The sequence below is a fragment of the Octadecabacter sp. B2R22 genome (genome assembly GCF_018861045.1).
In the GTDB taxonomy this organism is placed as follows: Bacteria; Pseudomonadota; Alphaproteobacteria; order Rhodobacterales; family Rhodobacteraceae; genus Octadecabacter.
In genome coordinates this window covers 329,647-343,642 of record NZ_JAHKQJ010000005.1, presented here as the reverse complement: position 1 = coordinate 343,642, position 13,996 = coordinate 329,647, and the positions used below count along the sequence as shown (strand labels likewise).

The 13,996-nt window shown below is 55.4% G+C and carries 16 protein-coding genes; 9 read left to right on the top strand and 7 right to left on the bottom strand.

Annotated features, from left to right (window positions below; genetic code table 11):
• Positions 1-6: 6 nt before the first annotated feature.
• Positions 7-1,299: a nicotinate phosphoribosyltransferase gene (gene pncB / locus KO486_RS04270; protein WP_216035998.1), complete on the bottom strand. Its 1,293-nt coding sequence runs from the start codon at positions 1,297-1,299 to the stop codon at positions 7-9.
• Between the two features lie 62 nt (positions 1,300-1,361).
• Entirely contained in the window at positions 1,362-1,814 is a 453-nt protein-coding gene (locus KO486_RS04265; protein WP_216035997.1) for a MarR family transcriptional regulator, read from the bottom strand.
• A gap of 96 nt (positions 1,815-1,910) precedes the next feature.
• On the opposite strand from KO486_RS04265, the gene KO486_RS04260 reads away from it, so the two are divergent.
• The 3 genes from KO486_RS04260 to xylB all read left to right on the top strand — a co-directional run bounded on the left by KO486_RS04260 (position 1,911) and on the right by xylB (position 4,434).
• A complete protein-coding gene (locus KO486_RS04260) occupies positions 1,911-2,450 on the top strand; it encodes a cytochrome b/b6 domain-containing protein (RefSeq protein ID WP_216035996.1) in 540 nt (179 codons plus the stop codon).
• Positions 2,450-2,914, top strand: coding sequence for an enoyl-CoA hydratase (locus tag KO486_RS04255; protein ID WP_216035995.1), 465 nt, complete (start codon positions 2,450-2,452; stop codon positions 2,912-2,914). Before KO486_RS04260 ends, KO486_RS04255 begins: the two co-directional genes overlap by 1 nt.
• A gap of 83 nt (positions 2,915-2,997) precedes the next feature.
• Complete coding sequence (gene xylB, locus KO486_RS04250) at positions 2,998-4,434, top strand: xylulokinase (protein ID WP_216035994.1); 1,437 nt, start codon at positions 2,998-3,000, stop codon at positions 4,432-4,434.
• A gap of 6 nt (positions 4,435-4,440) precedes the next feature.
• Here xylB and KO486_RS04245 read toward each other — a convergent pair whose 3' ends face one another.
• On the bottom strand, positions 4,441-5,151 hold the full coding sequence (locus KO486_RS04245) for a hypothetical protein (RefSeq protein ID WP_216035993.1): 711 nt from the start codon (positions 5,149-5,151) through the stop codon (positions 4,441-4,443).
• A 121-nt stretch (positions 5,152-5,272) separates the two neighbouring features.
• On the opposite strand from KO486_RS04245, the gene KO486_RS04240 reads away from it, so the two are divergent.
• Both KO486_RS04240 and KO486_RS04235 read left to right on the top strand, forming a co-directional pair.
• Positions 5,273-5,677: a universal stress protein gene (locus KO486_RS04240; protein ID WP_216035992.1), complete on the top strand. Its 405-nt coding sequence runs from the start codon at positions 5,273-5,275 to the stop codon at positions 5,675-5,677.
• Between the two features lie 105 nt (positions 5,678-5,782).
• Positions 5,783-6,232: a rhodanese-like domain-containing protein gene (locus KO486_RS04235; protein WP_216035991.1), complete on the top strand. Its 450-nt coding sequence runs from the start codon at positions 5,783-5,785 to the stop codon at positions 6,230-6,232.
• A 1-nt stretch (position 6,233) separates the two neighbouring features.
• Here the strand turns inward: KO486_RS04235 and pncA are convergent, their stop codons facing one another.
• The gene (gene pncA, locus KO486_RS04230; RefSeq protein ID WP_216035990.1) at positions 6,234-6,827 is read right to left on the bottom strand and encodes a bifunctional nicotinamidase/pyrazinamidase; all 594 of its coding nucleotides are present in this window, start codon (positions 6,825-6,827) and stop codon (positions 6,234-6,236) included.
• Positions 6,828-6,983: 156 nt separating this feature from the next.
• Here pncA and KO486_RS04225 point away from each other — a divergent pair, with 156 nt between their 5' ends.
• The 4 genes from KO486_RS04225 to KO486_RS04210 all read left to right on the top strand — a co-directional run bounded on the left by KO486_RS04225 (position 6,984) and on the right by KO486_RS04210 (position 10,167).
• A complete protein-coding gene (locus tag KO486_RS04225; protein ID WP_216035989.1) occupies positions 6,984-7,520 on the top strand; it encodes a flavodoxin domain-containing protein in 537 nt (178 codons plus the stop codon).
• A 46-nt stretch (positions 7,521-7,566) separates the two neighbouring features.
• Entirely contained in the window at positions 7,567-8,478 is a 912-nt protein-coding gene (locus tag KO486_RS04220) for a rhodanese-related sulfurtransferase (protein ID WP_216035988.1), read from the top strand.
• Between the two features lie 61 nt (positions 8,479-8,539).
• A complete protein-coding gene (locus KO486_RS04215) occupies positions 8,540-8,854 on the top strand; it encodes a hypothetical protein (RefSeq protein ID WP_216035987.1) in 315 nt (104 codons plus the stop codon).
• A 62-nt stretch (positions 8,855-8,916) separates the two neighbouring features.
• Positions 8,917-10,167 carry an aminotransferase class V-fold PLP-dependent enzyme gene (locus KO486_RS04210; RefSeq protein ID WP_216035986.1) on the top strand — a complete coding sequence of 417 codons (1,251 nt, stop codon included), beginning with the start codon at positions 8,917-8,919 and terminating at the stop codon, positions 10,165-10,167.
• On the opposite strand, the gene KO486_RS04205 is transcribed toward KO486_RS04210, so the two are convergent.
• The 3 genes from KO486_RS04205 to recF form a co-directional block, all read right to left on the bottom strand.
• Entirely contained in the window at positions 10,164-10,340 is a 177-nt protein-coding gene (locus KO486_RS04205; protein ID WP_216035985.1) for a hypothetical protein, read from the bottom strand. The two genes, KO486_RS04210 and KO486_RS04205, sit on opposite strands and share 4 nt — an antisense overlap.
• A gap of 2 nt (positions 10,341-10,342) precedes the next feature.
• The gene (gene gyrB / locus KO486_RS04200; protein ID WP_216035984.1) at positions 10,343-12,760 is read right to left on the bottom strand and encodes a DNA topoisomerase (ATP-hydrolyzing) subunit B; all 2,418 of its coding nucleotides are present in this window, start codon (positions 12,758-12,760) and stop codon (positions 10,343-10,345) included.
• A gap of 88 nt (positions 12,761-12,848) precedes the next feature.
• Positions 12,849-13,958 (bottom strand): DNA replication/repair protein RecF, encoded by a 1,110-nt coding sequence (recF, locus tag KO486_RS04195; protein ID WP_216035983.1) that lies wholly within the window; start codon positions 13,956-13,958, stop codon positions 12,849-12,851.
• Positions 13,959-13,996 lie beyond the last annotated feature (38 nt).

Here is a 13,996-nt window from a genome sequence, read left to right as displayed (position 1 = left end):
AAAGTGTTAAACCACAACCTCCACCCGTTCTTGTTCTCCAACACCAAACACCCTTTTATACCGTTCGATTTCCACCTCAGGCCCCATGGCTTTGTTGGGGTTGTCGCTGAGTTTGACGGTGGGGGAGCCGTTGGCGGATATGGCTTTGCAGACGAGGGAGAACGGGGCGAGGGTGTCGCCTGCCGTCAGGCCTTTGAAGTCGTTGGTGAGCATGGTGCCCCAACCGAAGCTGACTTGGCAGCGGCCTTTGAATTGCTCATGCAGCGTTACGATTTTGTCGGCGTCCAGACCGTCTGAGAAGATCACCAGTTTTTTGCGCGGGTCCTCGCCACGGGATTCCCACCATTTGATCGCGGTCTCGGCGGCTGTTGCGGGGTCGCCGGAATCCACGCGGATGCCTGTCCAGCCCGCAAGCCAGTCGGGGGCGTTATCAAGGAAGCCTTGGGTGCCGTAGGTGTCGGGCAGGATGATGCGCAGGTTGCCGTCGTGTTCGTCCTGCCAGTCGGCCAGCACGTCATAGGGGGCCTGAAACAGCGCCTCGTCGGTTTTGGCGAGGGCGGAGTAGACCATCGGCAGTTCGTGGGCATTGGTCCCGATGGCCTCGACCTCGCGGTTTTTGGCGATCAGGCAGTTTGAGGTCCCGATGAAGCTGTTGCCCAGACCTTCCTGCATGGCTTGCACGGCCCAGTCCTGCCAAAGGAATGAATGGCGACGACGGGTGCCGAAGTCTGCGACGCGAAGGCCTTCGAGAGGGCGCAGTTTTTCGACCTTCTCCCAGAGTTTGGTCATGCCGCGGGCATAGAGGACTTTGAGTTCAAACCTGCCCATTGTGCCCAGTACGGCGCGGTTGCGCAGTTCCATGATGATGGCGAGGGCAGGGATTTCCCAGAGCATGACTTCGGGCCAGCTGCCTTCGAACGTCAGCTCATATTGGCCGTCACGTTTTTCAAGGTGATACGGCGGCAGACGCAGGTTTTCGAACCAGTCCATGAATTCAGGGCTAAACATGGAGCGTTTGCCGTAGAACGTATTGCCGCGCATCCATGTGCTTTCGCCGCGTGACAGCGACAGGGAGCGGACGTGGTCGAGTTGTTCGCGCAATTCGCCCTCGTCCACCAGATCTGCAAGGCGCACGGATTTGGTACGGTTGATCAAGGAAAACGTGACCTGCGTGTCCGGTTTGTTGCGGAACACGGATTGGCACATCAGGAGCTTATAAAAGTCCGTGTCGATGAGGGACCGGACGATCGGGTCGATCTTCCATTTGTGGTTCCAGACGCGGGTGGCGATATCTACCATGTGCAGGTTTCCTTGTGGCTAGAACCCGTTAGAGCAAAGGAGCGCGTTGCGGTAAAGTGCGCTCAGGGTTTTGGTGCCCTCAAAAGGGACTGAAGCAGGAGGCGCAGGGTGTCGGTTTGCCCGTCATCCAGGATACCGATCAGCTCGTCATTGACGCGATCGACAACGCCAAAGATTTGCGGGGCGATGTCTTTGGCACGAGGTGTCACGACAACATGAACGGCGCGGCGAGATGTCGGATGGGCGACCCGTTCGACAAAGCCGATCTTTTCTAGATGATCGAGGGCGCGGCTGATGGCGTAGGCAGGCATCGAAATATGCTCGCCAATCTGACGTTGTGTCACGCCATCATGTTCCATCACCGTCATGAGAGCCGCGAATTGTTCAATTGTCAGGTCGAACGGTGCCAACTGTTTCTTCATCTCCACCATAAACTGCCCTGCGATGCGCTGGAACATCCAACCGAAACTGTTGGTGCGGGTGTGTCGGGTCGTCTTGGAAAGATCAAACTTCATGCGTTCTCTTAGCACTCAAATACCTAGATGCAATTATTTCATTTGCTATTGTTGCATTTGCAACTTAATGAATTCCTAGCAAGAAGGAGATCGAATATGACACGTTATCACCCCGCCCTTGTGGTGTTGCATTGGTTGTTGGCGCTCATGATTATCGCAGGTCTTATCATGGGGTCTCAGGTGTTATCGGAAACTGCAAATGACGACCCGTTCAAGCTTACGGCGTTGCGCATGCATATGACCATGGGGCTGGTCATCTTGGGTTTGATGGTAATCCGACTGGTCATTCGGTTGCGGTCTGCAAAGCCTCCTCATGCCGACATTGGGAATGGGTTGCTCAACAAGGGTGCGCAGGCCGCCCATTGGGTGTTCTACCTTTTGGTCTTTGCGCTATGCGCATCCGGCATCGCAATGGCTAAGATGGCAGGCTTGCCTGATATCGTCTTCGGCGGATCAGGCGCGCCCCTTCCGGAAAGCTTTTTTGAGTTCGGGCCGCGCAAAGCACACGGAACGATTGCGTTAGTGTTGGGGCTGCTGATCGCCGCGCATGTTATTGCGGGACTGTATCACCAGTATGGCCGAAAAGACCGGCTGTTCAGCCGTATGTGGTTTGGCAATCGGACTGGCGGTGAGTAATGTATCGGCTTGTAACCTTCATCAATGAGCTGGCCGCGATCTTTTATGTTGGTGGCATTGCTTCGCATATTGTGATGGGTGCGGTTGTCGGATCGCCCGATGCTGAAACCGCCTACACTGTTTACACCTACAAAGAACTTAGCGCTTATATCCTGATACTGCCCGGCCTTGCGGCCAAGGTGATCTGCGACTTGGTCCTATATTTCGTCTACAACGAGCGTGGAAACTGGATGAAGGTGAAAGCCGTTCTGATGGCATTCCTGACGATCAACGCTTTCGTCTTCCTTGTGCCCATGATGCCGGAGTTACGCGCGCTTGCCCTGGCCGGAGACATGGATGCGTTTCATGCTCTTGAGGGCCGCGAGGCAATGGTCGGGGCGTCAAACGCGATCCCGTTGGCATTGGAATTGATCCTTGGCCATTTCAAGCCAAAGCTATTCAGAGAACGCAGGCCCGCTGCCTGAAAAATCGAGTGTCGGACTGACGCTTCTTTGCAACCGACTGTGGCTGTGGTTTGGTGCCATGAGCATCAAGCAAGGGACACTGGATGAGCTTTCTCGGAATTGATTTGGGGACTTCGGGGCTTCGGCTTTTGCTGATTGACGAAGCCGGAGACGTCTTGGCCACCGCGGAGCGCGGATACGTCACGCAGCGGCCCCATGATGGATGGTCAGAGCAATCCCCTAGCGATTGGGTGGCAGCGTTAGAAAGCGCAGTTGCCGAAGTTCGGGAAGAATACCCGGCGTTTTCCGAACTGCGCGGCATCGGAGTGTCCGGCCATATGCACGGAGCGGTAGTGTTGAATACTTCCGGAGACGTCTTGCGCCCCTGTATCATGTGGAACGACACACGCGCCCACGGTGAAGCGGAGGCGCTGGATAAGGTTGACGGCGTACGTGATCTATCGGGCAACATCGTTTTTGCAGGGTTCACTGCGCCGAAACTGGTGTGGCTGGCCATGCATGAGCCTGAGATTTTCAAACAGGTTGAGACGGTAATGTTGCCCGCTGGTTACATGAATTTCGCTCTCACCGGGGAGCGCGTGGCAGACATGTCAGACAGCGCAGGAACGTCTTGGTTGGACGTGGCTGGGCGTGACTGGTCAGAGTCTTTGTTATCGGCCAGCGGCATGGCACGTTCGCAGATGCCAAAGCTGGTTGAAGGGGCTCAGCATGCAGGCGTTTTGCGGGCGGATATTGCCGCGCGATGGGGCGTCGGGCCTGATGTGGTTGTAGCCGGTGGTGCCGGAGACAACGCGGCGGCGGCCTGCGGGATCGGTGCGTTGGACGACGGCGTTGGGTTCGTGTCGCTGGGGACTTCGGGTGTCGTTTTATGTGCGCGGGATCGCTGTGCGCCGTCACCTGCGACCGCGGTACATACGTTCTGTCATGCGGTGCCAGATCATTGGTATCAGATGGGTGTGATGCTGTCGGCAACGGACAGTTTGAACTGGTGGGGGCGGATCACAGGGCGCTCACCTGCTGAGCTTTCGGGGGCCTTGGGGACGTCATTGCGCGCACCTGCAGCGGCCCATTTTCTTCCCTATCTGGCAGGTGAGCGGACCCCGCACAACGACACCAGCTTACGGGGGTCGTTTGACGGGTTGTCCCATGACACCACGCAAGAAGACATGACGCAGGCCGTTCTAGAAGGTGTCGCGTTTGGGCTGCGCGACAGTTTGGAGGCCTTGCGTTCCGTCGGCGCCGCCCCCCAAAGACTGTTTGCCATAGGCGGCGGTGCAAAGTCCGAGTATTGGGTATCGTTGATCGCGACTGTCTTTAATCTGCCGCTTGATTTACCTGCCGGGGGTGAGTTCGGCGCCGCACTGGGCGCCGCGCGACTTGGTATCTGTGCCGCGACCGGTGCGGATGTTTCTGTGGTGATGACTCCCCCCAAAGTGGACATGACAGTTATGCCCGATGCCAGAATGGTCGATGCTTATGAAGCCGCATATCAAACGTTCAAAACGCGTGGTCCAAACTGAATATTGTCAGGCAGAGACCGCAGCACCACCGAGCACGAAATGCGTGATGGTGGCATCGACCGCATAGAACGACCAATGCATCCCGTATGCCCACTGAAACCCGTAACGGGCTTTCAGGTATAAGTAAGGAACGAAAAACCCAAAAACTGTCGCCGAGAGAGTGAAACGCGCAACGTACAGGGTCGTGAATCCGTCGAAGCCAAGTGTGAGATGATACCCGCCAAACAGGACCGCCATGGCGAGCGCGATATACCTTAATTTTATATTCTGACGTGCCATAGCGAAGATCATTGCGGCAATAAGCACCTGTTGAAAAAGAATGTCGGCTGACTTCGGCAGGTAATACCACGCGGATGCAAACATGAATTCCGGCGGGTTTTGTGGTGCGAGGTCTACCGAAACCTCAGGCAACATCGGCAAGACAACCGTTACATAGACCCCAAGCACCATCATCATCGGCAACATGATCGCCGCTTTATACGAGGCCTGTCTCGCGTCTAATTTCCTGAACAAGGGCTCTCGAAACCAGAACGCTGCAAAACAGGCCCACGCCAGATAATAGGCTGCAAACAGAAATGGGGCTTCGTCGTAACCTCGTTCAAGGGACAAGGCATCCACAATCCAGTAGTAAAGCTGACTTGAAACCGCCCAGAACAAAGCGGCCGCCACCAAAAGTGACGCAACGGCTCGCATGTCGAAACGTGAAAGATTTTGCACCTGAGTTAGCCTCGTGTCGCTGAGTATAATGAAAAACCGTATTGATCTGCCTCAAGGCTGACCCGCGGACCTGCGGTTATCAATAAGTACGTTCTTGAAGTATTCAAAGGGAGACACCGCAATGTATAAGAATATTCTTGTTCCAATCATGCTGGATGACGGAGGCCATGAAGCGTCATTCGAATTGACCCGTACGCTCGCGGATGAGGGGGCGAAAGTTACGATCATCCATGTGGTCGAAGACATACCAGATTTTGTCACTGCAGAAATTCGACAGGACGTGTTGGACAAGTCCTACGAAACCGCGAAGGAAAAGTTGGGTAAAGCTGCAGCCGAATTGCCTGGTGCATCTGCTGTCCTACTACACGGCCATGCGGCCCGCACGATTGATACCTATGCCAAAGAACATAGTATCGATTGCATCGTGATCGCGTCTCACAAACTGGGATTCACCGACATCTTCATCGGATCAACAGCATCACGCGTAGTGCGACATGCACCTTGTTCGGTCCATGTGATCCGCTAAGCTAACGGTTGCGCGCTCTCGGTGTTGTGACGTCTCAGCCTTTGACGGTGCATGCCCTTAGATGCGAAGACTGCTCAAACCGCTGTATGTTTAGGAGTTGAGTGGATGCTCAGAGCTGCCATTTTTGCCGTTTCAATCGTTGCCGCAGTACCGCTTGCCGCAGAACCAAATATTATGTCCGCGCCGGATGCCTTTGAGGCCGTGCGCAACGATGAAATGATCCTGATCGACATTCGCAGCCCAGGCGAATGGGCTGAAACAGGCGTTGCTGAAGGCGCGCTTGCTTTGACAATGCACAGCCCCGAGTTCGCCGGAAAAATCACGAGCCTGTTGAATGCCAACCAAGGAGTGCCCGTTGGGTTGATCTGCGCTACGGGTGGGCGAACTGAATATGTAGTGTCTATTCTTGCCGAAAACGGGTTTCCTGATGTTATTGACGTCTCTGAGGGAATGATCGGCAATACCCGCGGCGCCGGCTGGATTGAGCGAGGATTACCGCTGATCACATCGGAAGAGGCGCAGGCCGCTTATCGGTTGGTGTCTCTTCGTCGCTAGATCAGACGACGTCGACGCCCGCGGTTTTCATTGCATCTACAGCAGCCGCCAAACTGCCATCAAAATCAATTGCACGGCAAAGGTCGGTGCGTACAGTGACGTTGAAGCCGAGCTTTGCGGCATCCACAGCGGAATAATTCACGCAGAAATCTGTCGCCAACCCCATCAATGTAAGGGTGTCGATGCCGCGCGTATTTAAATATCCCGTCAGACCCGTCGGCGTCGTGTGGTCATTCTCAAAAAATGCGGAATAGCTGTCGATTGCCGGATTGTAGCCTTTGCGGATAATCATGTCTGCAGCGTCAACGTTGAGATCTTGGTGAAAAGCTGCGCCTTCGCTGCCTTGGATGCAATGGTCCGGCCAAAGCACTTGCGGACCGTAGGGCATGTCGATGACGCTCATTGGATCCGCCGAGTGAGTGGTTGCGAACGAGCTGTGTCCCGCTGGATGCCAGTCTTGCGTCAAGATAACTGCGTCGAAATCAGCCATGAGTGCGTTAATTGGGGAGACGATATCGTTCCCGCCTGCGACAGCGAGCGCGCCGCCTGGGCAGAAATCGTTTTGGACATCGATGACAATAAGGGCGTGGGACATTCGAGACTCCGACAGGTTAAGTTGCGCTCAGACTACGGATTGAGGCAGCGCGTGCAACGGGATTTGACGTCGGTCAAAGAAGCCCTCGCATCATCACGTTAGCATGAGGGTCAAATGTAGGAATGAGACTACGTGGAACCAAGGGGAGCACCTGATATGAAAGTTTTCATCGGATATGCTACAACCCAAGGACACTCTCGCAAGGTTGCGCAGTGGGCTGCTGATCGGTTTGTTGATACGGGGAACACGGTAGAGCTCATGTCTCTTGTCGATGCTGATGGCTTGGACCTTGGCCGATTTGATCGGGCAGTTTTTGTCGCATCCGTCCATGCGGGACACTATCAAGCATCTTTGACAGATTTTGTATCCGACAGTGCTAAAGCGCTGAAGACAGTTCCGTCATTGTTTCTATCAGTGTCGCTGGCGGCGGGCGGTCATGACTCGGATGACTGGCGGGGCTTAAGCCGTATTGTCTCGGATTTTGAACAAGCCACGGGCTGGGCGCCAAATGAAGTTGCCCATATCGCGGGGGCCTACCTCCCATCAGAGTATGACTTGTTCACCAAGTTCATAATGCGACGGATCATCGCCGAGAAGGACCCAGACGCGGAATTGGGCGTTGACCATGAATATACGGATTGGCGCGGGCTCAGTGAAGTTTTGGACCGCTGGTTAAGCGCAGGACCACAATAGATGTAGCCGCTTGCGCTCTCAGAATGACGACTTTAATTGGATAGCTATGTATACAGTTGCCGCACTCTACCATTTTACCTCATTTGATGATCCCGCTGCTTTGAAGGGTCCGCTGGCTGCCGTTTGTGCGGCTGGGGATGTCATGGGAACTTTGCTGTTGGCCCGTGAGGGGATCAACGGCACAATCGCTGGCCCACGCGCGGGGATTGACGCGGTTTTGGCGCATATCCGTGGGCTGCCCGGCTGCGCAGATTTCGAATGGAAGGAAAGCACCGCAAGCGTGCCGCCGTTTAACCGGATGAAGGTGCGTATCAAACGTGAAATCGTGACGATGGGTCAACCGGATGTAGACCCAACTGCGAGCGTCGGGAACTACGTGGCGCCCGAAGACTGGAACGCATTAATCACCTCGCCAGACGTGGCCGTGATCGATACGCGCAATGACTATGAAGTCGCGATTGGGACGTTTGATGGTGCAATAGACCCTGAAACGAAGTCCTTTGGTGAATTCCCCGCATGGTGGGAAGCCAACAAAGAGCGCTTTCACAACAAACGTATTGCAATGTTTTGCACGGGCGGCATCCGATGTGAAAAATCTACGAACTACCTGATTGGTCAGGGCGTTGATGACGTTTACCATCTGAAGGGTGGCATCCTGAAATACCTTGAAGAGGTGCCGCAGGAAGACAGCACATGGGATGGCGAATGTTTCGTTTTTGATGCACGGGTCAGCGTCGGTCATGGGCTAAAAGAGGGACCCCATCATTTGTGCTACGCCTGTCGTCGACCGCTGCTTTCCGAAGACCAGAAACGTCCCGAGTTCGAGCTGGGCGTATCGTGTCATCAGTGCGCTGGCGAAACGAGTGAGTCTGATAAGAACCGGTTTCGTGAACGCCAGAAACAGATCGCCCTGTCCGCCGCGCGCGGCGAAACCCATGTGGGGCCTGCTGCAGGCTAGAGCTTGTGCGACTCAGGTGATCGGGTGTTCACTCGGACTTTCATGATTGGGAGGATCTGAAATGCCTAAGTTTTTATTCGTTTATCACGGCGGCGGAATGCCTGAAACGCCCGAAGAGGGTGCGAAAGCCATGGCCGCGTGGGGCGCTTGGTATGAATCCATGGGGGCCGCGACGGTTGATGGTGGTGCACCTGTCGGACAATCCCATACCGTTAGTGCGGATGGCCATGTCGAGACCGGCGGCCCAAACCCGGTGTCCGGTTACACGGTAATTCAGGCGACCGACTATGCAGAAGCTTGCGCTCATGCGAAGAACAATCCGATGGTTGTTGATGGCAGCGGGTCCGTTGAAGTTGCGGAAATGATTGACCTGTAGGCGCACGTTTGTGCTGGCATTGGGCGCTTGTTTGAGATGAAGTCTTCGTAAGGAGACTTACCATGATCAACGCCGACCTACTTTCAGAAATCCGCGGTAAATTCGCCCATGTTGATGCCTGCCCTTTTAATGGGCCGAGGGTATTTTTCGAGAATGCGGGTGGTGCGTTGACGCTGAACTCTGTGGTTGAGACTTCGGCGCGGTTCGCAGCCATTCCCGACAACCAAGGGCGCGCAAACATCGCGTCTTTGGCGTTGGTCGATATCATCAAAGAGGCTAAGGCCGCTGCCAGCGATTGGTTCAACGTCACAGGCGGGCAGGTTATCGTTGGGGAGAGCGGTACTGAATTGCTTTTCCGTCTGATTAGAACTGCAATTGCGGGCACTGATGGGGGCGTTTTGATCGGCTCGACTGTCGAGCATCCTGCATCATGTTCAGCGATGGCGCATTGGGCGGATAAGCTGGGGCGGGATTACCGTCGCGTTTCGCATGATGACGCGTTGGGGCTGGTCACGGCTGAGGCCTACGCGAAAGTCGTTACACCGGACACAAAAGTCGCCACGATTTTGCATACGTCGCCGGTGACTGGGATGGCGATGGATTTGAATGCAATCTGTGCTGCGATCCGCGCCGTTGCGCCGGAGTGTTTTATCATTGCGGACGGCATTCAGCATGCATCACATGGCTTGGTCGACCTAGAGGCTGCGGGCGTCGATGGGTACGTTGTGTCACCCTACAAAGTGTTCTCTCGTCATGGGTACGGAGTGGCTTGGGTGAGTGACCGCCTGACGGCTTTGGGCCCAGAAAATTTGATTGATGGGCCAGAAGCTAATTGGGAATTCGGCACGCGCGATACGGGCGCTTATGCGACGTTCCATGACGTCGTGGATTACTTTGATTGGCTTGGTGGGCAGGTTGGCTTATCCGAGACACGACGCGGCCGGATTGAAGATGCAGGAGCTGCGATAAAGATTCAGGAAAAGGCGCTAACGGATGCGATGCTGCACGGTACGGGCAACCTAAAGGGGTTGGCCGAGATGAAGGGGGTCACCATTGTTGGTGGTGTGGACAACCCCGCGCGTGAGGGGTTGGTATGTTTTTGGGCTGAAACCGTTCCGGCGGCGGATATTGTTGATGCGCTGAACGCGGAAGGTGTTCGCACCCATGTGCGCAAGGCTGACCACTATAGCGGTAATATCCTGAACCCCTTGGGGCAGTCTTCCGCCGTGCGGGTGTCGATGTGCCACTACAACAGCGAGGCTGAAGTCGCGCGGTTCTTGGGTGTGATGGCGCAGGTCTTGGACGAGGGTTAACGGCTTTTGCGGTTATCGAGCGCCACAAGAGCCATGAACATCACATAGCGGATGCCAAAGAACAAAAGCGCTGCGATGGCGAAGGTCATCAAGCCAGTTGGTGACGGACCAAAGGCCCGCAGTATCAGCGTCGCGCAAAGTGCAGCGCTGATACTTACGGCCCAATAGAGCATGTTTAAAAGTCCAGGTGTTCGACGTTCAGCGCGTTTTCTTGAATGAACTCGCGGCGTGGTTCCACGACGTCACCCATCAGCTTTGTGAACAGATCATCGGCCTCTGCGACGTCATCGACTTTGACTTGCAGCAATGTGCGTGCGTCGGGGTCAAGCGTTGTTTCCCACAGTTGATCGGGGTTCATCTCACCCAGACCTTTGTAGCGCTGCAGGGAGAGCCCGCGTTCACCTTCCTCCAAGATCGCCTTGAGCAGATCGAGCGGCCCGTAGATATTTTGAACACGGTCCTTACGGATCAGCGTTGCAGGTGAATTGTAGACCTCTTGTAGGTGCTGCGTGAACGAGCCGGATTTACGAGCCTCGCCAGAACGCATCATCTTGCCGTCCAATGTGCGGACTTCTTCGACACCGCGCAGAATACGGGCAAGGCGGATGCCTTTGTCCTGCGTGATGCGACCTTGCCAGCCACGTTCCCATTCATTCGCGATCAGATCGAGACGCGCTGCAACCTTGTCGGCCACACCTTGCAGATCACTGTCCACCGCGCCTGAAACAAACGCGCCAGCGATGGCGGCTTGTTCGAGGATGTGACGGGGGTAGTGCGTCGGGAATGCATCAAGCACGCGTTTCAGGCGGCCTGCTTCGTCGACGACGCGGCGCAAGTCAGCACCAGACAACTCTTCGCCGTTGCCCTGACGCAGGATCGCACCTTCGCACCCTTGTTCAGTGAGGTAGTCATCCATCGCTGCTTGGTCTTTGAGGTAGACTTCGGACTTGCCGCGGCTCACCTTATAGAGTGGCGGCTGCGCGATATAGAGATACCCGCGTTCGATCAGCTCCGGCATTTGACGGAAGAAGAACGTCAGAAGCAGGGTTCGAATGTGCGCACCGTCGACGTCCGCATCGGTCATGATGACGATCTTATGGTAGCGCAGTTTGTCGATGTTAAATTCATCACGGCCGATGCCAGTGCCCAACGCCATGACAAGGTTGCCAATCTCTTGGCTGCCAAGCATCCGGTCAAATCTGGCTCGTTCTACGTTCAGAATCTTACCCTTCAGTGGCAAGATCGCTTGCGTCTGACGATCGCGCCCTGTTTGGGCAGACCCACCAGCGGAGTCACCCTCCACCAAGAAGACTTCGGTTTTGGACGGGTCTTTTTCGGAACAGTCTTTGAGTTTGCCTGCAAGGAAGTTCACGTCCATCGCCGTCTTGCGTCGCGTCAAATCGCGGGCCTTTCGGGCGGCCTCACGGGCATGGGCGGCTTCGACGATCTTGCTGACGACGATTTTGGCAATCTGCGGGTTCTCTTCAAACCATTCAGACAGCTTTTCGTTCATCAGGGACTCGACCGCAGGGCGAACCTCGGAGCTGACCAGCTTGTCTTTCGTCTGGGACGAGAATTTCGGGTCCGGCACTTTTACGGACAACACGCAGGTCAAACCCTCACGGGCATCATCGCCTGTGAAGTTGATCTTTTCCTTTTTCGCGATACCGCTGGACGCCGCATAATTGTTGATTGTACGGGTCAGCGCGGCGCGGAAACCGGCCATGTGTGTGCCACCGTCCTTTTGCGGGATATTGTTCGTAAACGGTAGAACCATTTCGTTGTAGGTATCATTCCACCACATCGCGACTTCGACCACGATGTCATCTTTTTCGCCAATTACGTAGATCGGTTCTGGCAGGATCGAGACTTTAGAGCGGTCGATGTACTTAACGAATTCTTTGACGCCACCTTCGTAGAAAAGTTCGGTGCGCAGGTTTTCGGCAGGACGTTCATCTTCGACAATGATCCGAGCACCGGAGTTCAAGAACGCCAGTTCCCGCAAGCGTTTTTCGAGCGTATCAAAACTATAATCACGATTGGTGAAAGTATCGAGTGACGCCATAAAGCGCACTTCGGTGCCTGTACGGTCACCACATTCGCCGACCACCTCGAGAGACTTTGTGGTAAAACCACCCTCAAAGCGTGCGATGTGTTCTTTACCGTCGCGCCAAATACGCAGCTCCAGCCAATCAGACAGCGCATTCACAACAGACACACCAACACCGTGCAGTCCGCCGGACACCTTGTAGGAGTTGCTGTCAAACTTACCGCCGGCGTGCAGTTGGGTCATGATGACCTCGGCAGCAGAAACGCCTTCTTCTTCGTGGATACCCACAGGAATACCGCGACCGTTATCGCTCACCGAAACGGAGCCATCAGCGTGGATTTTAACGTTCACAGCGTCCGCGTGACCAGCCAAAGCTTCGTCAATGCCGTTATCGACAACTTCGTATACCATATGATGCAGGCCGGACCCGTCATCGGTATCACCGATATACATACCAGGCCGCTTGCGAACAGCCTCCAAGCCCTTGAGAACTTTGATAGAATCCGCGCCGTACTCTTCCGGTTTTTGCTGCTCGTCGGTCATTGAGGACCCTTTTTGTTATTCCTATGATTTTATAAGAGTTTTGGCGCGGATTGTCACGCTTAACAGGCATATTTTATAGGCAGTTTCGTCAAGTTTGGCTGACTTGCGAAACACCGCTTTCGTCCGTGACGTAGACGTCCTGTGCCGCCTCGCCGAGTTCTTCGAACAACTCCGGCCCAGTCCCGGTCATAAAGGCTTGCGCGCCAAGCGCCGTGATCTCTGAATAAAGCGCATCGCGCCGACTGGCATCCAAATGCGCTGCGACTTCGTCTAACAACAAGATTGGCGGCGCACCGAAATCATCAGCCAAGGCGCGTCCGTTTGCTAAAATAAGCGAGATGAGCAGCGCCTTCTGCTCACCCGTTGAACAGTCTTTCGCTGGCACATCTTTTGCCGCGTAAACCGCGCTAAGATCCGCACGGTGCGGGCCAATCAAGGTCCGGCCAGCGGCCATGTCGCGTTGGCGACTGCCCTCGAGCGCGGCAAGCAACGCGTTTGGGTCATCGGGAGCATCACAGGCGGGGTCCGCATGTGTCAGATCAAGGAGCGCAGACGGGAAGGCTGTTTCAGCCGCGGCCTGCGCGTTTGCCAGAAGCAGAAGGGCATCCATGCGGTTGCGATGAATCTTTGCACCAGCGTCGGCCATTTGGCGTTCTAGGGCGGCATACCAGTGGGCATCCCGCACCATATCTTTCAGCAGGCGGTTACGTTCCCGCATGGCCTTTTCATACGTCAGGACGGTTTCGGCGTGGGACGGTTCAAACGAGAGCGTTGCACGGTCCAGAAAGCGCCGCCGCCCTTCTGCGCCTTCAATCCATAGACGGTCCATTGCAGGGATCAGCCAAAGCACGCGCCCAATGCGCCCTAGCGCCACCTGAGCAGCCGCTTTGCCGTCGATCTTGGTCTGACGTGACGCCCCACCTTCGGACCATGTTTCGATCTCATGATGCTGGTTGATCGAAGTGAGGTCTGCCGTCACCTTCCAGCCCAGCGCTTCGGGACGACGTGTCATGTCCTGCGAGCTTGCACGGCGCAGACCTCGTCCAGGGGACAGAATCGATACAGCCTCGATGATATTGGTCTTACCCGCACCATTGGGGCCATAGATCGCAACGGGCCGGCCATCGAGGTCCAGTTTGGCGCGTTTGTGGGATCGGAAATGGGACAGCGTCAATGAAGACAGAAAAAGGGCCGACATTATCTGCGGCCCTCCTGTTTCGTTGCGCTTGAAATACT